This window comes from Marinobacter sp. AN1 (assembly GCF_026013985.1).
Taxonomy (GTDB): domain Bacteria; phylum Pseudomonadota; class Gammaproteobacteria; order Pseudomonadales; family Oleiphilaceae; genus Marinobacter; species Marinobacter segnicrescens.
This window is the reverse complement of record NZ_CP110342.1, coordinates 2,621,052-2,644,985: the sequence shown is the minus strand read 5'-3', so window position 1 is coordinate 2,644,985 and position 23,934 is coordinate 2,621,052. Positions and strand designations below refer to the sequence as shown.

The 23,934-nt window shown below is 61.1% G+C and carries 24 protein-coding genes and 1 pseudogene; 20 read left to right on the top strand and 5 right to left on the bottom strand.

What is annotated here, in order from left to right:
* Positions 1–3: 3 nt before the first annotated feature.
* Positions 4–1,917 (bottom strand): putative nucleotidyltransferase substrate binding domain-containing protein, encoded by a 1,914-nt coding sequence (locus LJ360_RS12140; RefSeq protein WP_091848450.1) that lies wholly within the window; start codon positions 1,915–1,917, stop codon positions 4–6.
* Between the two features lie 175 nt (positions 1,918–2,092).
* Here LJ360_RS12140 and smrA point away from each other — a divergent pair, with 175 nt between their 5' ends.
* The 6 genes from smrA to LJ360_RS12110 all read left to right on the top strand — a co-directional run bounded on the left by smrA (position 2,093) and on the right by LJ360_RS12110 (position 5,949).
* Positions 2,093–2,674, top strand: coding sequence for a DNA endonuclease SmrA (gene smrA / locus LJ360_RS12135; RefSeq protein ID WP_264994096.1), 582 nt, complete (start codon positions 2,093–2,095; stop codon positions 2,672–2,674).
* A gap of 43 nt (positions 2,675–2,717) precedes the next feature.
* Positions 2,718–2,957 (top strand): membrane lipoprotein lipid attachment site-containing protein, encoded by a 240-nt coding sequence (locus tag LJ360_RS12130; RefSeq protein WP_091848448.1) that lies wholly within the window; start codon positions 2,718–2,720, stop codon positions 2,955–2,957.
* Positions 2,954–3,586 carry a methylthioribulose 1-phosphate dehydratase gene (locus tag LJ360_RS12125; protein ID WP_091848447.1) on the top strand — a complete coding sequence of 211 codons (633 nt, stop codon included), beginning with the start codon at positions 2,954–2,956 and terminating at the stop codon, positions 3,584–3,586. The genes LJ360_RS12130 and LJ360_RS12125 overlap by 4 nt, the downstream gene beginning before the upstream one ends.
* Positions 3,583–4,140 carry a 1,2-dihydroxy-3-keto-5-methylthiopentene dioxygenase gene (locus LJ360_RS12120; RefSeq protein ID WP_091848446.1) on the top strand — a complete coding sequence of 186 codons (558 nt, stop codon included), beginning with the start codon at positions 3,583–3,585 and terminating at the stop codon, positions 4,138–4,140. The genes LJ360_RS12125 and LJ360_RS12120 overlap by 4 nt, the downstream gene beginning before the upstream one ends.
* A complete protein-coding gene (mtnC, locus tag LJ360_RS12115) occupies positions 4,140–4,838 on the top strand; it encodes an acireductone synthase (protein ID WP_091848445.1) in 699 nt (232 codons plus the stop codon). Before LJ360_RS12120 ends, mtnC begins: the two co-directional genes overlap by 1 nt.
* A gap of 64 nt (positions 4,839–4,902) precedes the next feature.
* Positions 4,903–5,949, top strand: a complete 1,047-nt coding sequence (locus LJ360_RS12110) for a DUF3080 family protein (RefSeq protein WP_245742397.1) — start codon at positions 4,903–4,905, stop codon at positions 5,947–5,949.
* Between the two features lie 18 nt (positions 5,950–5,967).
* Here LJ360_RS12110 and LJ360_RS12105 read toward each other — a convergent pair whose 3' ends face one another.
* Genes LJ360_RS12105 through arsC form a run of 4 tightly spaced genes read right to left on the bottom strand, consistent with a single transcriptional unit; the run spans position 5,968 to position 9,153 of the window.
* A complete protein-coding gene (locus tag LJ360_RS12105) occupies positions 5,968–7,743 on the bottom strand; it encodes a GspE/PulE family protein (protein WP_264994095.1) in 1,776 nt (591 codons plus the stop codon).
* Between the two features lie 18 nt (positions 7,744–7,761).
* On the bottom strand, positions 7,762–8,112 hold the full coding sequence (locus LJ360_RS12100; RefSeq protein ID WP_091848442.1) for a DUF2069 domain-containing protein: 351 nt from the start codon (positions 8,110–8,112) through the stop codon (positions 7,762–7,764).
* A gap of 39 nt (positions 8,113–8,151) precedes the next feature.
* The gene (gene wrbA, locus LJ360_RS12095) at positions 8,152–8,757 is read right to left on the bottom strand and encodes an NAD(P)H:quinone oxidoreductase (RefSeq protein ID WP_264994094.1); all 606 of its coding nucleotides are present in this window, start codon (positions 8,755–8,757) and stop codon (positions 8,152–8,154) included.
* A gap of 39 nt (positions 8,758–8,796) precedes the next feature.
* The gene (arsC, locus tag LJ360_RS12090) at positions 8,797–9,153 is read right to left on the bottom strand and encodes an arsenate reductase (glutaredoxin) (RefSeq protein ID WP_091848440.1); all 357 of its coding nucleotides are present in this window, start codon (positions 9,151–9,153) and stop codon (positions 8,797–8,799) included.
* Between the two features lie 81 nt (positions 9,154–9,234).
* On the opposite strand from arsC, the gene LJ360_RS12085 reads away from it, so the two are divergent.
* The 14 genes and pseudogenes from LJ360_RS12085 to LJ360_RS12025 all read left to right on the top strand — a co-directional run bounded on the left by LJ360_RS12085 (position 9,235) and on the right by LJ360_RS12025 (position 23,930).
* Positions 9,235–9,705 (top strand): TlpA family protein disulfide reductase, encoded by a 471-nt coding sequence (locus tag LJ360_RS12085; protein ID WP_091848439.1) that lies wholly within the window; start codon positions 9,235–9,237, stop codon positions 9,703–9,705.
* A 65-nt stretch (positions 9,706–9,770) separates the two neighbouring features.
* A pseudogene (dnaE, locus tag LJ360_RS12080) lies at positions 9,771–12,800 on the top strand (DNA polymerase III subunit alpha); the annotation flags it as partial.
* Positions 12,783–13,250, top strand: coding sequence for an OB-fold nucleic acid binding domain-containing protein (locus tag LJ360_RS20040; RefSeq protein WP_413774425.1), 468 nt, complete (start codon positions 12,783–12,785; stop codon positions 13,248–13,250). The pseudogene dnaE and the gene LJ360_RS20040, both read left to right, overlap by 18 nt.
* 200 nt (positions 13,251–13,450) lie before the next feature.
* Positions 13,451–14,404 (top strand): acetyl-CoA carboxylase carboxyl transferase subunit alpha, encoded by a 954-nt coding sequence (accA, locus tag LJ360_RS12075; protein WP_091848437.1) that lies wholly within the window; start codon positions 13,451–13,453, stop codon positions 14,402–14,404.
* Positions 14,388–15,707 (top strand): tRNA lysidine(34) synthetase TilS, encoded by a 1,320-nt coding sequence (gene tilS / locus LJ360_RS12070; protein WP_264994093.1) that lies wholly within the window; start codon positions 14,388–14,390, stop codon positions 15,705–15,707. The genes accA and tilS overlap by 17 nt, the downstream gene beginning before the upstream one ends.
* A gap of 104 nt (positions 15,708–15,811) precedes the next feature.
* A complete protein-coding gene (locus LJ360_RS12065; protein WP_264994092.1) occupies positions 15,812–17,437 on the top strand; it encodes a CTP synthase in 1,626 nt (541 codons plus the stop codon).
* Positions 17,438–17,472: 35 nt separating this feature from the next.
* Complete coding sequence (kdsA, locus tag LJ360_RS12060; RefSeq protein WP_264994091.1) at positions 17,473–18,318, top strand: 3-deoxy-8-phosphooctulonate synthase; 846 nt, start codon at positions 17,473–17,475, stop codon at positions 18,316–18,318.
* Positions 18,319–18,389: 71 nt separating this feature from the next.
* On the top strand, positions 18,390–19,685 hold the full coding sequence (eno, locus tag LJ360_RS12055; protein ID WP_091848433.1) for a phosphopyruvate hydratase: 1,296 nt from the start codon (positions 18,390–18,392) through the stop codon (positions 19,683–19,685).
* Between the two features lie 142 nt (positions 19,686–19,827).
* Positions 19,828–20,100, top strand: coding sequence for a septum formation initiator family protein (locus LJ360_RS12050; protein ID WP_091848432.1), 273 nt, complete (start codon positions 19,828–19,830; stop codon positions 20,098–20,100).
* A gap of 27 nt (positions 20,101–20,127) precedes the next feature.
* Positions 20,128–20,838 carry a 2-C-methyl-D-erythritol 4-phosphate cytidylyltransferase gene (gene ispD, locus LJ360_RS12045; protein WP_264994090.1) on the top strand — a complete coding sequence of 237 codons (711 nt, stop codon included), beginning with the start codon at positions 20,128–20,130 and terminating at the stop codon, positions 20,836–20,838.
* 24 nt (positions 20,839–20,862) lie between these two features.
* Positions 20,863–21,342 carry a 2-C-methyl-D-erythritol 2,4-cyclodiphosphate synthase gene (gene ispF / locus LJ360_RS12040; protein WP_264994089.1) on the top strand — a complete coding sequence of 160 codons (480 nt, stop codon included), beginning with the start codon at positions 20,863–20,865 and terminating at the stop codon, positions 21,340–21,342.
* Positions 21,339–22,385 (top strand): tRNA pseudouridine(13) synthase TruD, encoded by a 1,047-nt coding sequence (gene truD / locus LJ360_RS12035; RefSeq protein WP_091848429.1) that lies wholly within the window; start codon positions 21,339–21,341, stop codon positions 22,383–22,385. Before ispF ends, truD begins: the two co-directional genes overlap by 4 nt.
* 142 nt (positions 22,386–22,527) lie before the next feature.
* Complete coding sequence (gene surE, locus LJ360_RS12030; RefSeq protein WP_091848428.1) at positions 22,528–23,277, top strand: 5'/3'-nucleotidase SurE; 750 nt, start codon at positions 22,528–22,530, stop codon at positions 23,275–23,277.
* Positions 23,277–23,930 (top strand): protein-L-isoaspartate(D-aspartate) O-methyltransferase, encoded by a 654-nt coding sequence (locus LJ360_RS12025; protein WP_413774362.1) that lies wholly within the window; start codon positions 23,277–23,279, stop codon positions 23,928–23,930. The genes surE and LJ360_RS12025 overlap by 1 nt, the downstream gene beginning before the upstream one ends.
* The last annotated feature ends 4 nt before the right edge of the window (positions 23,931–23,934 follow it).

Here is a 23,934-nt window from a genome sequence, read left to right as displayed (position 1 = left end):
TTCCTAGAGCTGGTAGGTGACTTCCAGCTTCTGCTGGAGGCGCTGGGCCTGCCGGAAAGACTCCCTGAGGATACGGCGGTCCAGCGGGTTCAGGTTGTCAGGGTTGATGTAGTTGGACAGTTCCTCTCCCTGCTGCAACTGCTCCTGGTGAGCACGCATGCGGATCGCCTGGATCAGGCTGTAGGCCTCCTGCCAGGCGTTGGCATCCTTGGCATCGAACACGCCCTTGCGAACCAGCTCCTCCATCCGTTCCAGGGTGTTGGCGGTTGCAACGCCGTTGGCCAGGGCGAACACTCGCACCGATTCCACAAAGGGTGACAGCCCCTGGCGTTTCAGGTCCAGGCTGTGGCGGTCGCCGTCAGGCGCATACCGGAAGCCGCGAAAGATGTTCAGCGGTGGTCGCCGTTGCAACGCGTTGCCGGCCAGCATTTTCTGGAAAAGTGCGTTCTTGCGGATACGGGTCAGGATCTTTTCCAGCAGTTCCTTTAGCGGCTCTATTGGTCCGTACACCGCCCGCATGTCCAGGAAGATGGACGAGTAGACAAGGTTCTGGGGGGTGGAGGCGTCGATGAACCTGAGGAACCAGTCGTCCCATTCCTCACCACTGAGGCACAGCTTCGGGTTGCTGGCCATGATATTGCCCTTGCACCAGGTGAAGCCACACTGTGCCAGCTCCTTGTTGATGGTCTCGGCAAAGGGCAGTAGCTTTTCCCGCACCTGGTCCGGGGTCATGCCTTCAGGGGTAGTGAACAGGATTCCGTTGTCCTGGTCTGTCAGCAGGGTCTGTTCCTGGCGGCCTTCGCTGCCAAAGGTGAGCCAGGTGAAGGGAATTCCGGGGTCGTTCTTTTTCAGGTTCAGTTCCAGAACCCGGCGCACGGTAATGTCGTTCAGGGTGGTTATGATTTTCACGACCTGACCCGAGTCTGCGCCATGGGCCAGCATGGCGTCCACCAGCCGGGACACATCCTCTCGCAACGCAACCAGCGACTGGAGCTGGGGCGCGGTGCCGATGGCCCGGGCCAGGTGCACCAGGTCGACCCGCTGCAGGGCAAACAGGTCCCGCTCGGACACTACCCCGATCAGCCGGTTGTCCTCATCCACCACGCAGATATGGGCAAAGTGGTGCTCGGCCATCAGCATGGCTGCCTCGAAGGCGTCCGCCGTGGCCGGCAGGTGGTGGGGGTCTGCTGTCATCACCTGGGCGATGGGTGTCTCCAGGGAACAGGTTTCCTCTGCCACCAGGGTGCGCAGGTCACGAAGGGTGAAAATGCCCTTGGGGTGGCGCTGGTCATCGGTGATGATGATGCTGCCCACGCTGTTGTCGTGCATCTTGGCTACGGCCTTGCGCACCGGCATGTCAGGGGAACAGACAATGGGGTTGCGCAGGGCATAGCGTTCCAGCGGCGTGTCCAGTGAATTGGACGAGCCCAGTGAGGCCATGGCCCCGGACTGGATGCGCTGGTTGACCTGGTCCAGCAGGCTGCTGACGCCGCGCAGGCAGAAGTCGCGGAAGGAATCGCTTTCCGAGAACAGGGTGACGAAGTCCTTGTGGTCCAGGCTCAGGCAGAAGGTGTCACCAGTGGCCCGGTGCAGGGTTTGCGTAGGTCGTTCCCCCACCAGTGCGGCCAGCGGGAAGCATTCGCCCTGGCTGATCTCGAAGGTGGTTTCCGGCTCGCCGGTTTTCGGGTTGTTACGCTCGCCCCGGATGCGCCCCTGCTTGACCACGTTGAAGGTGGTGACCGGGCCATCCTCGGGTGCAATCACCTTGTCGCCGTCGGCATAGAACCGCAGGGTGGCGTGTTCGGCGAACAGCGCCAGATGGGCGTCATCCATGCTTGAAAACGGCGCGTGCTCCCTGAGGAACGCCATGATGGAGCGGGTGTTCTGGGGCAGGGTGGCTTCCTGTTCCTGGGTCATGAACCTGGCTCTCTTTTTGTTGTCACTACCGTGAGTGTAACCCATTGTGGCACCGCTCCGGTTTCGGTCTTTGGTCGTATAATGATCAATTGGTCCGGCGCCGTGTCTGCTGCTTTATGCCGGTGATAGCCGGTGGTAAAGTGCCGGTTCAACCCTGCTCAGCCCGAAACGTACCATGACTTCCAAAGACGAGCGCCTGTTATTCCTGGAGCAGATGAAAGACGTCCAGCGGATCCGTCGGCCGAACCGTGCCGAGGTGGTGGCTCCCCGTGAGCTGACACCGGGTCACCTGGAGCGTCAGCGAGCAGCAGTGGATGCACCCTCCCGGGATGCGAACCCGCTGACCGCATCGGATGTAGACCCGCTGACGGCCCATGACATTCTCAGTTGGCAGCGTCCGGGCGTCCAGCACGGCGTTTTTCGCAAGCTGCGGTTGGGACAGTACCCCATCGAGGCGCGGCTGGACCTGCATCGAATGACCGTGGAAGAAGCTCGCCGGGAAGTGTTCGGGTTCGTGAAGGACTGTGTTCGCTATGGCCTGCGCTCGGTGATCATTCTCCACGGCAAGGGCGAACGTAACCCGGACGGAATCGCCCAGCTGAAGAGTTACCTGGCCCGTTGGCTGCCGGAACTGGATGAGGTGCTGGCGTTTCACTCTGCACAGAAACACCACGGCGGCACCGGCGCGGTGTATGTCATGGTTCGCAAGGGCGACCAGCAGAAGCAGCGCAACCGGGAAATTCACGGCTCACGATAACGAAATCGTTGTGGCCCGGACTTGGATGACACGAGGTATAACCATGAAAAAGCTGTTCGTTGCTGTACTGGCTACCCTGGTACTGGCGGGCTGTGAAGGCCGCGCCATATGGAATGACAATGGCAAGATCGATGAAGCTACCAGGGATCGAGAAGTCTGGGATGATAATGGCAAGGCAGAAGAGGCCACCAGTAATCGCGAGGTCTGGGACTCCAACGGCAAACTGGACACCGGGGACCGAGCGATCTGGAATGATCGTGAAGGCAATCCGGTAATCCAGTGAGCAGTTTCGATATTACCCGCTATAGCCAGGCCGCCAGGGAGATCTGTGCCGCTGGCGGGTTTCTCTATGCCAGCGGCTGGTCCCCTGCAACCAGCAGCAACTATTCCCGGCGAATCGATAGCGCCCATGTGGCCATCACGGTGTCCGGCCGCCACAAGGGGCGGCTGAGCCAAGCCGATGTCATGGTGGTAGACCTGGATGGGCAGCCGGTTCAGAGCGACTGTCGCCCATCGGCCGAGACCCTGCTCCATACCGTCATCTACCGGGACCGGCCTGATGTCGGCGCGGTGCTGCACACCCATTCGGTGAAGGCCACGGTACTCAGCCGGCTGATCCCTGACGGTGAGGCGCTGATACTGGAAGGCTACGAGCTTCAGAAGGCCTTTGCCGGGGTCAGTACCCACGAGGGGCAGGTAACCGTGCCCGTCTTTGCCAATACCCAGGATATCGCAGCGCTCGCTGGCGAAACCCGCCAATGGCTGGCCAATAACCCCGAGGCACCAGGCTACCTGATTCGTGGCCATGGTCTGTATACCTGGGGCCGAGACATGGACGAATGCCTGCGTCATGTGGAAGCCTTTGAATTCCTTTTTGATTGTGAACTTGAAACCAAGAGGGTCCGCCCATGACAACCCTGAGTATCTTTAACCCGGACAAACCGGAGTCTCCGGAACAGGTGGTAGAGAACCCCGCTGAAATCGCTCGGCTGCTGAAGGAGCAGGGCGTTCGGTATGAGCGCTGGCCCACACGTGCCTTGCCGGCGGAGGCCACCGGTAACGACATTCTTGAGGCCTATGCTGACGAGGTGGCGCACCTGAAAGAGGAGAGCGGCTTTGTCACTGCTGACGTGGTCAGCCTTACGCCAGATAATCCGGACAAGGAGGCTTTCCGCCAGAAGTTCCTGGACGAACATGTCCACAGCGAGGATGAAGTGCGTTTCTTTGTCCACGGCCAGGGCCTGTTCTATCTTCACCTTGGCGAAAAGGTCTACGCTATTATGTGTCGCCAGTGCGACCTGATCAGTGTGCCCAATGGAACACGGCACTGGTTCGATATGGGGCCGGATCCCGAGTTCACCTGTATCCGCCTGTTCACCAACCCCGAAGGCTGGGTAGCGCAGTTTACCGGTGAAGACATCGCCAGCCGCCTGCCCCGCTATGAGCAACTCGCCGGAGCCGCCTGATGATTCGCGTGATCCTGACGGATATTGAGGGCACCACCAGTTCGATTTCGTTTGTCCATGAGGTGCTGTTCCCCTACGCCCGTGAGCATATGGCGGAATTTGTCCGTGAATGGCAGCACGAAGACCTGACCGTGGCGGAGCAGCTCGATATTGTGGCCGAAAAGTCCGGCTGCGACCGGACGGATATCGACGGCCTGGTCAGGGTGCTGGAGCAATGGATCGACGAGGACCGCAAGGAAACCGCCCTCAAGACCCTGCAGGGCATGCTCTGGGAGCAGGGCTATCAGCACGGCGCCTTTGATGGTCATGTGTACCCTGATGCCGCCGAATACCTGCGTTTCTGGCATGACCGGGGGCTACGCCTGTATGTGTATTCCTCTGGTTCGGTGAAGGCCCAGAAGCTGATTTTTGGATTCTCCAGCGAAGGCGACCTGACGCCGTTCTTCAGCGGTTATTTCGACACCAATGTCGGTGGCAAGAAGGAAGCCGTGTCCTATCGTAATATCCTGGATCAGCTGGGCGTAGAGCCACAAACGGTACTGTTCCTTTCGGACGTGGAAGCCGAGTTGGTCGCCGCCGAGTCAGCCGGCATGAGAACCTGCTGGCTGGTGCGTGAGGGCGACCTTACGGAAACGGACAAGCGACCCGTAGCCCGGGATTTCCGTGAGGTTGATGATCAGTTGCTGCAACACCGGTAACCCAGTGCCCGGTAATGAGCCTGTTACCGGGCAGGAAAGCCTCTGTTCCGGGTGGTGCTCCGCTGTGAAAAAGCTTGTCTCTCTCGTCACTCCCGCACTGCCCGCGTTACTGGTTGGTTGCAATCCCTTCAGCGCCCCGGAATCCCTGATGGATGAATACACCGAGCGCACTGCCCGGGTGCTTGACCAGCCTTACGAACTGACGTCGATTCCTGCCACGGATCCTCTGCCGAGGCGCCGCGACCGGGTACTGGAGATGCCGGAAGTGGAGCTGGGTATGCTGGATTTCCTCTCCCTGTTCGGCTGTGAGCTGCAGGTGGTGGCAGGGGAGAAGGCATCCATCCTGGGTCGGGTGATGCAGCCGGCCAACCGGCTTCGGTACGAAGTCCGCTTTATCGAGGCAGCAGACGACTGCCTGCCCGGGATTGAGGATGAGGCACTCCGGGAAGCGGTGTCCGAAGCGGTGGCCAGCAAACGGGCGTCCCTCCCGACAGCGGCCTGGAACGCCACCTGGGGCGTTGAGGAAGTCGAGAACCTGTTCACCCGCACCGAAGGCCTGTACCCCCTCGAGCCTGGGCCTGGCACAGCCAACCTGGCCACAGACCTTAACACCCTGAACGCCGTGCTGGCGCCTTTGCTGGAGGGCGGAACGGATACCAGCCTGGCAAGCCTCGGTAATATCCACCAGCAGTGGCAGACCCACCAGGCCCCCGGCCAGCTCATCCTGACGGCACAGATGCTGATTACCCGCCTGAACGACGCCAGCGATGTCATCGAGTCCCGCCTGCGGGGCCGGCCCCTGTGTCTGGACGGCAAGCCCAACAACCAGTCGGATATTGTCCAGGGCATGTTTTTCAGCGTCTTCGTCGAGAAGGTGCAGCCGTACCTGGTCACGGTGCGACGCGCCCGGGACGATATTATCCAGCCGCTGGCGACCCTTGCAGAACAGCAGCGGGAGGTGATGCCGTCCACGTTCGAACAATGGTATTCCCGCTACCTGGCGCTCGAAGGCGAAGACTCGCTATGGGCGGAGCTGGACGCCAGCCAGCAGCGCCATATCGAACTATGGCAGCAGCAGCTGGAACAGTGTGGGATGCGGCCGGGTGCCTGAAGCTGTTTGCGCGCAACGCTAGCGCTGGCTCTCCGGCGTCACCCGCAGCACTTCCTCAATGGTGGTCAGCCCGGCAGCCACTTTCTGGGCACCGCTCAGTCGCAGTGATTTCATGCCGTCCTTGTAGGCATCCAGCCGAAGCTGTTCCAGTTCGCAGCGGTCGTTGATCTGGCCGGCGATGGCGCGGGACAGGCCGAGGATTTCGTAAACGCCGGCGCGGCCCAGGTAGCCGGTGTCCCGGCATTCCAGGCAGCCAACGGGCTGATAGATGCGTTTGGGGAGCGGCGCCTTCCAGGGGCGGGTCAGGCTGGTCCAGGCATCCTCTTCCAGGTTTGTCGGCTTTTTGCAGTGGGGGCATAACAACCGCACCAGGCGCTGGGCCATGGCACCGATGACCGTTGCCCGGATCAGGTAGGGCGGTATGCCCAGTTCCAGCAGGCGGGTAAAGGCGCTGGGGGCATCGTTGGTGTGCAGGGTGGATAGAACCAGGTGGCCTGTAAGCGCAGCCTGCACGGCCATCTCGGCGGTTTCCAGGTCGCGGATCTCACCGATCATGATGATGTCCGGATCCTGGCGGAGCAGGGCACGTACGCCGGAGGCAAAGGTCAGGTCGATGTTGTGCTGCACCTGCATCTGATTGAAGGCCGGTTCCACCATTTCAATGGGATCTTCGATGGTGCAGATGTTCAGGTCCGGTGAGGCCAGGTTTTTCAGGGTAGAGTACAGGGTTGTCGTCTTGCCGGAACCCGTGGGGCCGGTGACCAGTACGATACCATGGGGGCGGCTGGTCATGGTGTGCCAGCGCTCCTGGTCCTCCGCCGAGAAACCCAGTTGCTCAAAGCTTTTGAGCAGCACCTCCGGGTCGAAGATCCGCAACACCATCTTCTCACCAAACGCGGTTGGCATGGTGGCCAGGCGCAGCTCCACCTCACTGTTGTCTGGCTTGCGGGTTTTGATACGACCGTCCTGGGGGCGGCGTTTTTCGGCCACGTTCAGGCGTCCCAGGATTTTGAGGCGACTGGTGACGGCCACGCCCACCTGCTCGGGAAACTCGTAGACATTGTGCAGTACGCCATCGATGCGGAAGCGTACCCGGGTGACTTCCCGCCGGGGTTCGATATGGATGTCGCTGGCCCGTTGTTCGAAGGCGTACTGCAGCAGCCAGTCGACGATCTTTACCACGTGTTGGTCATTGGCGTCGTGGCTGGTGCCCTGTCCGAGGTCCAGTAGCTGCTCGAAGTTGTGCAGGTTGCCACCGGCGCGTCCCTGTTGTCCGCCGGCCTTACTGACCGAGCTGGCCAGCTGGTAGAACTCCACCGTGTAGCGGCGGATGGCCTCCGGGTTGGCGACCACACGCTTGAGTGGTCTTTGCAGTACGTGGCGCAGGTTGGCTTCCCAATCTGCCTTGAAGGGCTCGGCGCTGGCGATCAACGCTTCCTGGTCCGTCAGCTCCACCGCCAGGATGTGATGGCGCTGCGCAAAGGCATAGGACATGGCCCGGGCGATGGCCGGGGCGTCGATTTTCAGCGGATCAATGTGGTAGTAAAGCTGGCCGGACCATTCCGCGAGCCACCGGGTGAGCCGTTCCAGGTCCAGGGTGCGGCCATCCCGAAGGCTGGTGAGACCGGCAATGGCGATGACTTCGAGGGGGTGGCGGCTGCGGGATTCGGCCCCGAGGTTGGCGGCCAGTACCCGCTCGGCATCTTCCCGGTTGATCTCGCCCGTGTCCGCCAGGGCATTGCAAAGCTCCCGGAGGGTGAGGGGATGGTCGGGGCGGTAATCGGTGGTAGCCATAGTACTTCTCGTGAACCGTCAGGGGCGGTTGGTTTTCAGGTGAACCATGGCAGTCGTGAACAGCGCGAAGGTCAGCAGCGCCATGAACACAGCTACCGGCGCGCCTTCGCTGAGCCAGGCCGTGACCACCGCCTGGGTGAAGTAGAAGATCACGACAAAGCTCATCCAGATATAGCCCCGGTTGTGCCCACGGAAAATGACCCAGACAAAGGGGACCAGGGGTACCAGTTTGACGGTGAGCATCAGTATGACGGATACGTCCTGAACCGGGGATGGCCAGAAGGTGGTGACCACCAGCATGACCAGCAAGAGGGAATAGAGTGCCGCCGTGATGGCGCGGGTGATCCTGGCTTTTTCGGAGTACAGCATGGGCGTTCCTGGGAAGGTGACTTGGGTGACTGCGCCTGGTCAGTCCGCGAGTTTGACGGCAAAACGTGCCAGGCGTTCACCGAAGGTCTGGCAAATGGCTTTCTCGTGGTCGCTGACCTTGCCCCCCGTTTCGTTCCCGCCCCAGTGGGAGGGACCGTAGGGCGTGCCGCCGGTGCGGGTCTCTGACAGGGCCTTCTCGGAATAGGGCACACCACAGAGCACCATGCCATGGTGCAGCAGCGGCATCATCATCGTCAGCACGGTGGCTTCCTGGCCGCCGTGCAGGCTGCCGGTGGAGGTGAACGCGCCCGCCGGCCGACCCGCCAGGGTGCCGTTCAGCCACAGGTCTCCGGTGGTATCGAGGAAGTATTTCAGAGGCGCCGCCATATTACCAAAACGGGTAGGGCTGCCAATGGCGAGGCCCGCACACCCTGCAAGGTCCGCTTTGGTCGCCCAGGGCGCACCCTCGTCCGGTACCGCCGGTTGCGAGGCTTCGGTATCCGGTGAGACCGGCGGTACAGCGCGGATTCTCGCTGTCATGCCGTCTACCCGGCCGACGCCCCGGGCGATCTGGCTGGCCAGGACTGCCGTGTGGCCGGTGCGACTGTAATAGAGGATCAGAACGTAGGGTTCCTGGTCGGACATGCGACGGCTCCCGGGTGCAAGTAGAGGGTTGGATCGGTATCAGAAAATCCGGAGCACGTTTTCCGGTGGCCGTCCAATGGCGGCCTTGCCCTCATGGGTAACGATGGGGCGTTCGATCAGCTTCGGATGCTGGCTCAGTGCCTGCAGCAGGGCAGCGTCATCCAGCTCCGGGCTGTCCAGACCCAGTTCCTTGTATTCATTTTCCTTTACCCGGATGATGTCCCGCACAGAGCACCCCATGGTGGCAACCAGGTCAGCCAGTTCATCCGCCGATGGCGGTGTTTCCAGGTATTTTATGACCTGAGGATGCAGCCCCTTCTCCTCCAGTAGCGCCAGGGTCTGGCGGGACTTGGAGCAACGGGGGTTGTGGTAAATGCGGGTCGATTGATCGGCCATGTTGGTCTCGCTGCTTCTGGCAATGTTTGGTTATGGGCGACGGCCCGGCGTGCGGGCGGTACAAGTCTATCAGGAGGTGCCATGGGTAAGTACCCTGTTATGGTTGTGATGGTGTATGCAGCGCTGTTGGCGGGCTGTGGGGAGTCAGCCTCGGTGACTGGCCCTTCTGACCCGGAATTCTCCACCGCATCCGGCGACACGTTGGCCTGGGAATCCCTGAGGGGGGAGTGGGTGCTGGTCAACTATTGGGCCGAATGGTGCAAACCCTGCCTTAAGGAAATACCGGAGCTGAACGACGTCGATGGCCTGGAAAAGGTGACAGTGCTTGGCGTGAACTACGACGGGGTCACTGGCGAGGAGCTGGTACAACTCGGTGACCGCATGGGTATCGGCTTTACCATGCTGGCCAGGGACCCGGCCGCGGACCTCGGTTGGGAGGTGCCCCAGGGCTTGCCAGCAACCTTCGTGGTGGCACCGGACGGTTCCCTGAGTGACACCCTCATGGGCGCCCAGACAGAGGCGGATCTGAAAGCGGCCATCGGGCAGGACTGAGACGCCCCTTTCAGGTAGAATCCGGACTTCAGAACTGACCAGCACCAGGCGGGAATACGAGATCCATGAGCAGCAACTTTGTCCATCTCCGCGTCCACTCCGAGTACTCCATGGTGGACGGCCTTATCCGGGTAAAGCCGCTGATCAACCGGGTCAAGGAACTGGGCATGCCAGCGGTGGGCCTCACCGAGCAGTCCAACATGTGCTCCCTGGTGCGTTTCTACAAGGCGGCCATGGGCGCCGGCATCAAGCCGATCCCCGGCGCCGATCTCTGGCTGGAAAACCCGGATGAGCCGGATAACCCGTTCCGCCTGACCCTGCTGGCCCGCAACCAGAAGGGTTATCTGAACCTCACCGAGATTATTTCCCTCGGCTATACCGAAGGTCAGCGCTACGGCAAGCCCATCATTACCCGGGAGTGGCTGGAATCCCGCCCCGACGGCCTGATTGCGCTCTCTGGCGCGAAGATGGGGGATGTGGGCAGGGCCATCCTGGCCGGCAAACCGGAGCTGGCCCGGGAGCGGCTGCAGTACTGGATGGACCTGTACCCGGGCAGCTATTACCTGGAATTGCAGCGAACCGGCCGAGCCGGGGATGAAGACTGCGTTCACGGGAGCGTGGAGCTTGCCCTTGAGACTGGCTGCCCGGTGGTAGCTACCAACGATGTGCACTTCCTTCACCAGGAAGACTTTGAGGCCCACGAGGCCCGGGTCTGTATCGGCGAGAGCCGGACCCTGGCCGATCCCCGTCGCGAGCGCCGCTTCAGCGACCAGCAATACCTGCGCAGCGCCGACGAAATGTCAGAGCTGTTCGAGGACATCCCCGAGGCTATTGAAAATACCGTCGAAATCGCCCGCCGCTGCAGCGTGCCGGTGCGTATGGGTGAGTACTTCCTGCCGAACTACCCGATTCCCGATGGCATGACCATGGACGAGTTCTTCCGCAAGGTGTCGGAGGAAGGTCTGGAAGATCGCCTGGCAACCATCCTCAGCCCGGATGATCCGGAATATGACGAGAAGCGGGCAGCCTACTACAAGCGCCTGAACTTCGAGCTGGATATCATCATCCAGATGGGGTTCCCCGGGTACTTCCTGATCGTGATGGACTTTATCAAGTGGGCCAAGAACAATGGCGTGCCGGTAGGACCGGGCCGGGGTTCCGGTGCCGGCTCGCTGGTGGCCTACGCGCTGCTGATCACCGACCTGGATCCGCTGCAGTATGACCTCCTGTTCGAGCGATTCCTCAACCCGGAACGGGTTTCCATGCCCGACTTTGACGTCGACTTCTGCATGGAAGGCCGTGACCGTGTGATTGACTATGTGGCCGACAAGTATGGTCGCGAGGCGGTTTCCCAGATCATTACCTTCGGTACCATGGCCGCCAAGGCGGTGGTGCGGGACGTGGCCCGGGTCCAGGGCAAGTCCTACGGCCTGGCGGACCGCCTGTCCAAGATGATCCCCTTCGAAGTGGGCATGACCCTGGAAAAGGCGGTGGAGCAGGAGGAACAGCTTCGCGAGTTCCTGGAACAGGACGAGGAAGCCCAGGAAATCTGGGAAATGGCCCTGAAGCTTGAGGGTGTCTGCCGGAACGCCGGCAAGCACGCCGGGGGCGTAGTGATCGCGCCTACCAAGATTACCGATTTCTCGCCGCTGTACTGTGATGACGAAGGCGGTAGCCTGGTGACCCAGTTCGACAAGGGTGACGTGGAAGACGCCGGCCTGGTGAAGTTCGACTTCCTGGGCCTGCGTACCCTCACCATCATCGACTGGGCACTGAAGATGATCAACCCGCGCCGGGAAAAGCGGGGCGAACCGGAACTGGATATCAACGACATCCCGCTGGATGACGTGCCCTCGTTCACCATGCTGAAAAAGGCGGAGACCACGGCGGTTTCCAGCTGATCCCGGGGCATGAAGGACCTGATCCGTCGGCTGCAGCCGGATTCCCTGGAGGACATGATCGCCCTGGTGGCGCTGTTCCGCCCGGGGCCTCTGCAGTCCGGCATGGTGGATGACTTCATTGACCGGAAGCACGGACGGCAGCCGCTGTCCTACCCGCACCCCGACTATCAGTATGAAGGTCTGAAGCCTGTTCTGGAGCCCACCTACGGGGTCATCCTTTACCAGGAGCAGGTCATGCAGATCGCCCAGGTGATGGCGGGCTATACCCTGGGTGGCGCGGACATGCTTCGCCGTGCCATGGGTAAGAAGAAACCCGAGGAGATGGCCAAGCAGAAGGCCATCTTCCTGGATGGCTGCGCCAACAATGGCATTGACAAGACCCTGGCCGAGAACATCTTCGACCTGGTGGAGAAGTTTGCCGGCTACGGCTTCAACAAGTCCCACTCTGCGGCCTACGCCCTGGTGTCCTACCAGACCCTGTGGCTGAAAGCCCATTATCCGGCCGAGTTCATGGCGGCTGTGCTCACCGCCGATATGCAGAACACCGACAAGGTGGTCACCCTGGTGGAAGAATGCCGCGCCATGGGGCTGGACCTGGTACTGCCGGACGTGAGCATGTCGGAGTATACCTTCACGGTTAACGACGAAGGACAGATCGTCTACGGCCTGGGCGCAATCAAGGGGTTGGGTGAAGGCCCCATCCAGAGCATCGTGGAAGCCCGTCGGCAAGGCGGCCCCTACAAGGACCTGTTTGACTTTTGCTGCCGTGTGGACCTGAAAAAGGTCAACAAGCGTGCCCTGGAAGCGCTGATCCGGGCGGGTGCGGTGGATAAACTCGGCCCGGGCCGGGCCCAGCTGATGGCCAGTATCGACAAGGCCATACAGCAGGCGGGTCAGCAGTCCCGGAACGAGTCTGTGGGTATGACCGACATGTTCGGCGACCTGCTGGGCGGCGATGACGGCGGAGACCCGTTTGCCGATGTGGCGAATGTCCGGGAGTGGCCGGAAAAAGAACGCCTCAAGGGCGAGAAGGACACCCTCGGCCTTTACCTGACGGGCCATCCATTCGATGAATATGAGAAGGAAGTGCGCCGATTCGTGCGCTCCTCCATCGCTGACCTGCAGCCTTCCCGGTCGCCGCAGCGGGTCGCGGGTCTGATCGTCGCCCAGCGCACCATGAAGACCCGTACCGGCTCCACCATGTGCTTTGTGACCCTGGATGACCGCAGCGGCCGTATCGAGGCGACCCTCTTCTCGGAGGCCTTCAACGAGAACCGGGAATTATTGCAATCGGACCAGGTGATTGTGCTGGAGGGGCAGGTCAGCCACGATGACTACTCCGGCCAGATGAAAATGCGGGTAAGTTCGGTGATGGATGTGGCGACCGCACGGCAGTCCTTCAGTCGTGGCCTGCAACTGAAGCTGGAGGCCGGCCAGTTGCAGAATGGCCTGCTGGACAAGCTGGACAATACTCTCAGGCCCTTCCGTAACCAGGGCAGCCCGGTGTGGATCGAATACCGGGGCGAGGGCGCCAGTACCCGGATCGAGCTGGGAGAAAACTGGCGGGTGCAGCCCGATGATAACCTCCTGTTGGAGCTGAGATACCTGGTGGGCGATAACCGTGTGGAACTGGTCTATGATTGATGGATGTTCCGCCTGGCTGATGTTTAAGGCAGATGGTTCGTCAGGCCAGGTCACATTAATACCAAGGTCCGCTTTTTTACAAAGCCTTGCATTGGTATCTTTACACAAAATTTGAACCTGCTGCCCCTGCGATGGTTGGCCTTCCTGAAAGGCCGGGCTGGAAACTGGGCGGCGGAACAGACACAAGTTGATGGAATACCATGAACCCTAATTACCTGGACTTCGAACAGCCAATTGCCGACCTTGAAGCCAAGATTGAAGAGCTTCGACTGGTAGGTAATGACACCGAAATCAACATTACCGACGAGATCAACCGGCTGCGCACCAAGAGCATCAGCCTGACCGAGAGCATCTTCTCGGATCTTGCCTCCTGGGATATTGCAAGGCTTGCCCGCCATCCTCGCCGACCCTACACCCTCGACTATATCGAGATGATGTTCGACGATTTCGACGAGTTGCATGGTGACCGGGCCTATGCTGATGACCTCTCCATTGTCGGTGGCACCGCACGGCTGGAAAACCAGCCGGTGATGGTGATTGGCCACCAGAAAGGTCGCGAGGTCAGGGACAAGGTACGCCGCAACTTTGGCATGCCCCGCCCGGAAGGCTATCGCAAGGCCATGCGCCTGATGGAAATGGCCGAGCGTTTCCGCATGCCGGTGCTGACATTTATTGACACTCCGGGTGCCTATCCGGGAATTGGCGCGGAAGAGCGCGGCCAGAGTGAGGCCATTGCCCGCAACCTGGCAGTCATGTCCCGCCTGAATACGCCCATTCTGTCGACGGTAGTGGGTGAGGGCGGCTCCGGTGGCGCCCTGGCGATCGGTGTTTGCGATCATCTGTACATGCTCCAGTATTCCACCTACGCCGTTATTTCACCGGAAGGCTGTGCCTCTATCCTCTGGAAGAGCGCAGACTATGCCTCCCAGGCGGCCGAGGCCATGGGTGTTACTGCGGCGCGGCTCAAGGAGCTGGGCGTTGCTGATACCGTAGTGAAGGAGCCGCTGGGCGGTGCCCACCGTGATCCCCAGAAAACGGCTGACGCCCTTAAAGAGGAGTTGCTCAAAGGGTTGCACGAGTTCGGCAGCCTTAGCCAGGACGAGCTGGTGGCCCGGCGCTACGAGCGCCTGACCCGCTATGACACCGGGCGGTAATCATCGCCCGGAGACCTTTTTCCCGGAACTGCTGGCGCCCTTCCAGGCGCTGACGGTTACCGGTCATATCCGGGTCGCCCTCTCCGGCGGCCTGGACTCCATGGTTCTGCTTCACCTCGCTCACCAGGTCTTTGGCCACTGTGCCAACGGGCTTTCTGCCATCCACGTTAATCACCAGCTACAACCCGCCGCAGCCGGCTTCGAGGCTGCCAGTGTGGAGACCTGCCAGGCACTGGACATTCCCCTGGAAGTGGTGCCCGTGCGGATCAGAGCCGCCGGCAGTGTGGAAACGTCCGCCCGTGACGCTCGCTACCAGGTGTTCGCAGATCGCCTGGGTCCCGGAGATGTGCTCCTGATGGCCCACCACGGCGATGACCAGGTGGAAACCCTGCTGTTCCGGTTCCTGCGTGGTACCGGTGTGCGCGGGCTGGGGGGGATTCCGGCAGAGCGCCCCCTGGGCGAGGGCCGGCTGGTGCGTCCGCTGCTCGGAGCAGACCGTGAATTACTGCGGCGCCAGGCCCAGGCAGCGGGCATCGGCTGGCAGGAGGATCCCACGAACGCAGCCACCGATGTCGACCGCAACTTTCTTCGTCACCGGATCATTCCCCTGTTGTCTGCACGCTGGCCGGGCCTGGGTGCGCGCCTGGCTGCGACGGCTCGGGCCTGCCGGGAAGCGCAGGAACTTGCCGACCTTCTGGCCCGTTCCCATTTCGAGCAACTGGCGGACGGACCGCACCGAATTCGTCTCGAGGGGTTTGGCGAGTTGCCGCTATCGGCCCGTCGCAACCTGTTGCAGTGGTGGCTGGGTGATAGCCTGGATCGCACCCTGTCAGACCGTGAGCTCGATGGGCTGGTATTGGCCGCCGCCGATGCCATGCCGGAAATCCCCGTTGGCCCATTTGCCCTGCGTCGTTTTCAGGGCCATATTTACCGGGTTACCCGTTACCCCGATCCGGTAGCCGGGGATCAGTTCCTGGAGCCGGGCCGGACGATCCGGGACGGCGATTATACAGTCAGCCTCAAGGGCGAGGCTGGTTCCGGGGTCTCCCTGCTGCTCACACACCGGCGGGGTGGTGAGCGTCTGCGGGAGCGGGCTGGCGGCCCTTCCCGGCCCCTGAAGAAATGGCTGCAGGAACGGAGCGTCCCGCCCTGGGAGCGGGATCGTTTGCCACTGGTATTCCGGCGCGACGAACTGGTGGCCGTGGGCGACCTCTGGCAGTTACCGCAGAAGGAGCATACGACAGAGGCTGGCTGGCAACTGGATATTCGACGGGAGGAGGGCATTGTCTGCGATCGTAAATAGCAGGCTGTCCGGATTGAGCAGTGGGGGGCTTTCTGGTAATCTGGCGTCCCATCTTGAGATGACAATCTCCCTCCTTTACTGAACCTGATAATCACGGAATCTGCATGACGCGTTATATTTTCGTCACCGGCGGTGTTGTGTCCTCATTGGGGAAAGGGATCGCGTCTGCCTCCCTGGCGGCTATCCTTGAAGCCCGTGGCCTGAAGGTCACCATTCTCAAGCTGGACCCCTATATCAATGTGGACCCGGGTACCATGAGCCCGTTCCAGCACGGTGAGGTCTTCGTGACCGAAGACGGTGCAGAGACCGACCTGGACCTGGGGCACTACGAGCGCTTTATCCGTACCCCCATGACCCGTCGCAATAACTTCACTACCGGCCGGGTCTACGAAGAGGTTATCCGCAAGGAACGCCGGGGTGACTACCTGGGCGGCACCGTGCAGGTGATTCCGCACATTACCGACGAGATCAAGCGCCGGGTTGTGGAAGGCGCCGCCGGGGTGGACGTTGCTCTGGTGGAAATTGGCGGCACCGTGGGTGATATCGAATCGCTGCCGTTCCTGGAGGCCTGCCGTCAGCTCAAGGTGGAAGTGGGGCCGACTCGTGCGCTTTTCATGCACCTTACCCTGGTGCCCTACATCGCCACCGCCGGCGAAATCAAGACCAAGCCTACCCAGCATTCGGTGAAGGAAATGCGCTCCATCGGCCTGCAGCCGGATATCCTGCTGTGCCGTTCCGAGCATGAAGTGGATGCCAGTTCCTGCCGCAAGATCGCCTTGTTCACCAACGTGGAAGAGCGGGCCGTTATCCCGTTGCAGGATGCAAAATCCATCTATGCCATCCCCCGTATGCTGCACGGCTTTGGCCTGGACCAGCTGATCATTGAACGCTTCGGCCTGAAGGCCGGTGAGGCGGACCTGGGTGAGTGGGACGCGGTGGTCGATGCCATTATCAATCCCCAGCAGGAAATCACCATCGCCATGGTGGGCAAGTACATGGAGCTGCTGGATGCTTACAAGTCGTTGATCGAGTCGCTGCTCCATGCCGGTATCAAGACCCGCACCAAGGTCAATATCGAATACATCGACTCCGAGGATATCGAACGTAACGGTACCGGTGTACTGGAAAGGGCGGACGCTATCCTGGTACCGGGAGGTTTTGGCGAGCGGGGCGTGGAAGGCAAGATCCGCACCGTACAGTACGCACGGGAGAACAAGGTTCCGTATCTGGGTATTTGCCTGGGTATGCAGGTAGCCGTTATCGAATACGCCCGCAACGTGGCCGGTCTCGAAGGTGCCCATTCTACCGAGTTCCGTGAGAACTCCCCCGCACCGGTGGTCGGTCTGATCACCGAGTGGCTGGATGCCAGCGGCAAGCGGGAGGAGCGCACGGAAGAATCCGATATTGGCGGTACCATGCGTCTGGGCGCCCAGGACTGTGTGCTCACTGAAGGTTCTACCATCAACCAGTGCTACGGCAAGTCAGTGATTCGCGAGCGGCACAGGCACCGTTATGAAGTGAACAACCACTTTGTACCGCAACTGGAACAGGCCGGCCTGCGTGTCGCTGGTCGTTCCACCGACGGCAAACTGGTGGAAGTGGTGGAAGTGCCCGACCATCCCTGGTTCGTGGCCTGTCAGTTCCACCCCGAGTTCACATCCACGCCCCGTGACGGCCACCCGCTGTTTACCGGGTTTGTGGAGGCTGCCCTGAAACACGCCGGGCGCTGATCGCCCGGCCATAATCCGACAAGGACATCGCGGCCATGGCCCAACCGACTCTCAATGTTGCCGACCTGACTATCGCCAACGAACGGCCGTTTGTCCTGTTCGGTGGCATGAATGTGCTGGAATCCCGGGACCTGGCCTTTGAAGTGGCCGATGCCTACGTCGACATTACCCGCCGGCTGGGTATTCCCTATGTCTTCAAGGCCTCTTTCGACAAGGCTAACCGGTCCTCCATAAACTCCTTCCGGGGACCGGGCCTCGAAGCTGGCCTGCAGTTGCTGGCGGACATCAAGGACAAGTATGGGATGCCGGTGATTTCCGATGTGCATGAACCCTGGCAGGCGGAACCCGCCGCCAAGGTGTGCGACATCATCCAGCTACCGGCCTTTCTAAGTCGCCAGACCGACCTGGTGGTGGCCATGGCGAAAACCGGCGCGGTCATCAATATCAAGAAAGCCCAGTTCCTGGCGCCCCGGGAAATGGCGCATATCATCCGCAAGTGCGAGGAAGCCGGCAATGACCGGGTCATCCTCTGTGAACGGGGCACCAGTTTTGGCTACAACAACCTGGTGGTGGACATGCTCGGTTTCCGCCAGATGAAGGACCTGGGTGTGCCGGTATTTTTCGACGTAACCCATGCGCTGCAGATGCCTGGTGGCCGGGCGGACTCCGCTGGCGGCCGCCGTGCCCAGGTCGGGGACCTGGCCCTGGCGGGTATGTCCCAGGGACTGGCCGGCCTGTTCCTGGAAGCCCACCCGGACCCGGACAAGGCCCTGTGCGATGGCCCCTGTGCCCTGCGACTCAGCCAGCTGGAGCCGTTCCTGAAGCAGGTGAAGGCGGTGGACGACCTGGTCAAGGGCTTCGAGCCCCTCGATACAGCCTGAGGTTGTCTCTGGCACAGCTACGAATCGTGGAATGTTTCTTCAAGTCAGACACTATCCGGAGATAGAAAAGCATGACCAAGATCGCTGATATCAAGGCCCGTGAGGTCCTGGATTCCCGCGGTAACCCGACGGTTGAAGCCGATGTCATTCTCGAGGATGGCACCCTGGGGCGGGCTTGCGCCCCTTCCGGCGCTTCCACCGGCTCCCGGGAAGCCCTCGAACTCCGTGACCAGGACAAGGGCCGCTATTTGGGCAAGGGCGTGACCAAGGCCGTGGCAGCGGTGAATGGTGATATCCGTAACGCCCTGGTGGGCAAGGACAGCGCGGATCAGCGTTCCCTGGACCAGATCATGATTGACCTGGACGGTACGGACAACAAGGCCAATCTGGGCGCCAACGCAATCCTGGCGGTATCCCTGGCCGCAGCCAAGGCCGCTGCTATCTCCCTGGGCAAGCCCCTCTACGAGCACATTGCCGACGTCAACGGTACCGCCGGTCAGTACTCCATGCCGGTACCCATGATGAATATCCTCAACGGTGGCGAGCATGCCGACAACAACGTGGATATCCAGGAATTCATGGTGCAGCCTGTTTCTGCGAAGAACTTCGCTGAAGCCCTGCGTATTGGTGCAGAGATCTTCCATAGCCTTAAAAAGGTGCTTAAAGATCAGGGACTTAACACAGCGGTAGGTGACGAGGGAGGCTTCGCTCCCAACCTGCCTTCCAACGAGGCCGCGCTCGCTGCCATCAAGGAAGCTGTTGAGAGTGCCGGCTACAAGCTGGGTACCGATGTGACCCTGGCCCTGGATTGCGCTTCCTCGGAGTTTTACCGGGATGGCCAGTACCAGTTATCCGGTGAGGGCAAGAGCTTCGATTCCGCCGGTTTTGCTGATTACCTGGCAGGCCTGTGCGAGCGGTTCCCCATTGTATCCATCGAAGATGGTATGGACGAAGGCGACTGGGACGGCTGGAAGGTGCTGACCGAAAAGCTGGGCAGCAAGGTGCAGCTGGTTGGCGACGACCTGTTTGTGACTAACACCCGCATACTGAAAGAAGGTATCGAGAAGGGCATTGCCAACTCTATCCTGATCAAGTTCAATCAGATCGGCAGCCTGACTGAAACCCTGGATGCCATCAAAATGGCCCAGGACGCCGGTTACACTGCGGTGATCTCCCATCGCTCTGGCGAAACCGAGGACACCACCATAGCCGACCTGGCAGTCGCCACCCGGGCTGGCCAGATCAAGACCGGCTCGCTGTGTCGCTCCGATCGTGTGGCCAAGTATAACCAGCTGCTGCGTATTGAAGAGGCGCTGGATGGGAAGGCACCGTACCGCGGCCTGAAGGAAATCAAGGGCCAGGGCTGAAAGGCCTGTCTGCCGGTCCGTGCATCATTGCGCGGACTGGGCTAGACTCTGGGTGCCTGCGGTGGGTGGCAGCTCCTTGCACCGGTATCCGTCGCAGGCTTCGTGGTCTGACCGCGACCCAAAGGAATAATGGAATCGTTTCATGAAAGTGCTCTGGTCCGTCATGGTGATACTGATTGTCCTGCTGCAGGTGCGCCTGTGGGTGGGGGAAGGCAGTTACGCCCAGGTCTGGAGTCTGGACGAGACTATTGCCGAGCAGCGAGCGGAAAACGCAAAGCTCGCTGCCCGTAACGAGCGCCTGTACGCCGAGGTTCGCAACCTGGGCTCAGGGCAGGGAGCGGTTGAGGAGCGTGCCCGCAAGAACCTGGGCCTGATTCACCGTGACGAAACCTTCTTCCTGGTTGTGGAGCCCTGAGTTCCCGGCCACTGTTGCTGCCACCCTATGAGTTCTCCGCGCTTCTGGCTTGTTGTTCCCGCCGCCGGCATTGGCCAGCGCATGCAGGCTGACCTTCCCAAACAATACCTCACCCTCAATGGGCGCTTTGTGCTGGACGTGACGCTGGAACGCCTCCTGTCCTGTGGGGCCTGGGCAGGCTGTGTGGTTCCCCTCCATTGCGATGATCAGTGGTGGCCGGCCAGCGCGAGCGCCGGTGATGCCCGGATAGAGCCGTGTCCCGGCGGTGCCGAGCGTGCCGATTCCGTACTGGCCGCACTGAAACATCTGCAAGGCCGGGCCGCTGCCGATGACTGGGTGCTGGTCCACGACGTGGCCCGCCCCTGCATTCACCCGGATGATGTCGCCCGGCTCAGGTCCACCCTTGCGGACGACGCATGCGGCGGACTGCTGGCAGCGCCGGTCTCCGACACGGTCAAGGAAGTGGCACCTGGTTCAAACCAGGTTCTGGTAACCAGGGACCGCCGACAGCTCTGGCGGGCCTTTACCCCTCAGATGTTTCGCTATGGTGACCTGGTCGCAGCCTTGCAGCGGGGTGTCTGCGAGCAGCCCGGGGCCATTACCGATGAGGCCTCTGCCATGGAGCAGATGGGCTGGCACCCCAGGGTGGTGACAGGGCGTACTGACAATATCAAGATAACCGTTCCGGAAGACCTGGCGCTGGCGGAGTTTATCCTTGCCCGCCAGGCAGCTGGATAAACCCTTTCGTACCAGGCGGGTATTATGAGAATAGGACAGGGTTTCGATGTCCACGCGTTCTGCGAGGGCTCGGAAATTATTATCGGCGGTGTACACATTCCCCATGACCGGGCACTGAAAGCCCATTCAGACGGAGACGTATTGCTGCATGCCGTAGCGGACGCGTTGCTGGGTGCCGCTGCCCTGGGAGATATTGGTCACCTGTTCCCGGATACCAGTGACGAATGGGCCGGCGCTGACAGTCGGGTGCTGCTGCGTGAAGTACGGCGGCAGATCGCTGAAAGGGGGCTTGAAGTTGTCAACGTGGACAGCACTATCATTGCCCAGTCGCCGAAGATGGCACCCCATGTGGCGGCCATGCGCCAACACATTGCGGAGGATCTGGGAATTCCCATGGACCGGGTCAGCGTCAAGGCCACTACAACCGAAAAGCTTGGCTTTACCGGGCGGCGGGAAGGCATTGCCTGCCAGGCCATCTGTCTGCTTGACGGGGGCCGTCCGTGAGCCGTTGGCGACTGGACTGGCCATGGCCTGATGGCGAGCCTGTGGGCACCGGGACGCTCAAGGCATGTCCGGAAGACTTCAGGGTGACAGAGCTCCTGGACGTGGGCGGGCCCGTGCTGGAACTCGATCCCGGGACGCTTCCAGGCCAGCTGGCCGTACCCGGAGAGGGTGAGCATTTGCTGATTTACCTGGAGAAAACCGGTGACAACACGCCCTGGGTGGCCAGTCAGTTAGGCAAGCTTGCGAGGTGTGGTGATCGCGGAGTCGGCTACAGCGGTCTCAAGGATCGCCATGCGATTACCCGGCAGTGGTTCAGCGTCCAGCGTCCAGGGCTGGAGGCCGACGATGCCTCCTTCCTGCGGAACATTCAGCAGGTGCAGGATCAGTGGCGTGTACTGGCCGTTGTCCGTCGGGGCCGCAAACTTCGAACCGGGGAACACCAGGCCAACCGTTTCGAAATACGGCTGCGTGATCTGAACGGTAACGCCCAGGCCATCACCGATCGGCTTGAAGCGCTCCGCCAGCGCGGCTGCCCCAATTATTTTGGTCTGCAACGTTTTGGCCATGAAGGCGGTAACCTGGACCGCGCTGTCGCCATGGCGGGAAACACCGGTGGCAAGCGCCGTAATCGCCGCGCCGGCAGCAACCGTGAGGGGCTTTACTTTTCAGCGGCCCGCTCCTGGTTGTTCAATGAGGTGTTGGCAGAAAGGGTGCTCCGGGAAGACTGGGACCAGATGCTGGATGGTGAGCCAGCGTCGGAGCCCACGGGTCCACTGTGGGGTGATGGGGGCACCCGCGCCACCGGACAGCAGGAAAGCCTTGAGCGGGGGGTGGTTGCGCGTTATCCCGACGTGGCGCAGGTGTTTGCCAGCACCCGCATGTCGCCTGATCGTCGCTCGCTCAGATTATTGCCGGCGGATCTGGAATGGTCGTTCCCGGCCGAAGGTGGTGGTCGATGGCTGGACCTGTCATTCACTCTCCTGCCGGGTCAATATGCCACCACCTTTCTTTCTGCGGTTGTCTCTCCAAAGGACGTTGACTGAGTTCTGACGGTATTCTGGCGCCTGAAGCTTGCAGAACTTCCGTACCGTGACAGAAATAACACGTTTTATCCGTTAGAATTCCTCATCGCTTTCAAAAATGGCGGCACATACCGCCAGGACACTTTCGGAGAGACTGAAAATCGTGCGTATCTTGCTGTCCAACGATGACGGGGTTCACTCCCCGGGACTGGTGGCCCTGCACGCCGGCCTGGAAGGGCTGGCCGAACTTGAGGTGGTCGCCCCGGACCGGGATCACAGTGGCGCCAGTAATTCCCTGACCCTGAACCGGCCATTGACCGTGGAGAAGCACCCAGGGGGCTTCCACTCAGTGGATGGCACTCCCACGGACTGCGTACACCTGGCCGTTAACGGGTTGTTTGATAAACCCTTTGACCGGGTCATTTCCGGTATCAACACCCATGCCAACCTCGGCGACGACATTATCTACTCAGGCACAGTGGCTGCCGCTACCGAGGGCCGCCACCTGGGCCTGCCGGCCATTGCCGTTTCCCTGGTCAATGATGGTCACTTCCATTACGAGACGGCGGCGAAGGTAGTGCGCATGCTGGTCGAGCGGGAAGACTGGCCGGATCTCGGCGGCCGCTGCATCCTCAACGTTAATGTGCCGGATGTGCCCTGGGACGAGGTCGCCGGCTTCCGGGTAACCCGCCTGGGACATCGTGCGCGGGCCGAGGGTGCCGTGCCCATGACCTGCCCGCGGGGCAAGTCCCGCTACTGGATCGGGGCGGCGGGTGAAGGTGCCGACGCCGGGGCGGGAACGGACTTCCATGCAATCAGCCAGAACTACGTTTCGGTAACACCAGTCCATATCGATATGACCAAACACGACGCCCTTTCATCGTTAAGGCAATGGGTGGAGGCCGGACGCTGATGGTTGCCATTGACGGAATCGGAATGACTTCACGGCGCACCCGGCTGCGGCTGATCCAGCGCCTGCGGGAGGCGGGCATCCGGGACGAGCGGGTGTTGGGCGTTATGGAAGAGATCCCCCGCCACATTTTCCTGGACGAGGCCCTGGCCCATCGTGCCTACGAGGACACCGCGCTGCCCATAGGTTACAGCCAGACCCTGTCCCAACCCTACATCGTCGCCCGGATGACGGAAGTGCTCATGAGTGCGAGTCCGAAAAAGGTGCTGGAGCTTGGCACCGGGTCCGGTTACCAGACCGCTATCCTGGCCCGCCTGGGCGACGAAGTATACAGCGTAGAACGTATCAAGCCGTTGCAGGACAAGGCCCGGGAACGTATGCACCTGCTGAAAATGCGCAACGTCATGCTGCGCCTGGCGGACGGGCCCATGGGCTGGCCTGAGCACGCGCCCTACGATGGCATCATCGTTACTGCTGCCCCAAGGGTGGTCCCCCAGGAGTTGCTGGACCAGCTGGCGGACGGTGGTGTCATGGTGATTCCCGTGGGCGAGGAGCATCAGATGCTGGTCAGAATCACCAGGGATGGCGACCAGTTCCATACGGAAGATATTGAACCTGTTCGCTTTGTGCCTCTCCTTGGAGGAGTTGTTCGTTGAAGGG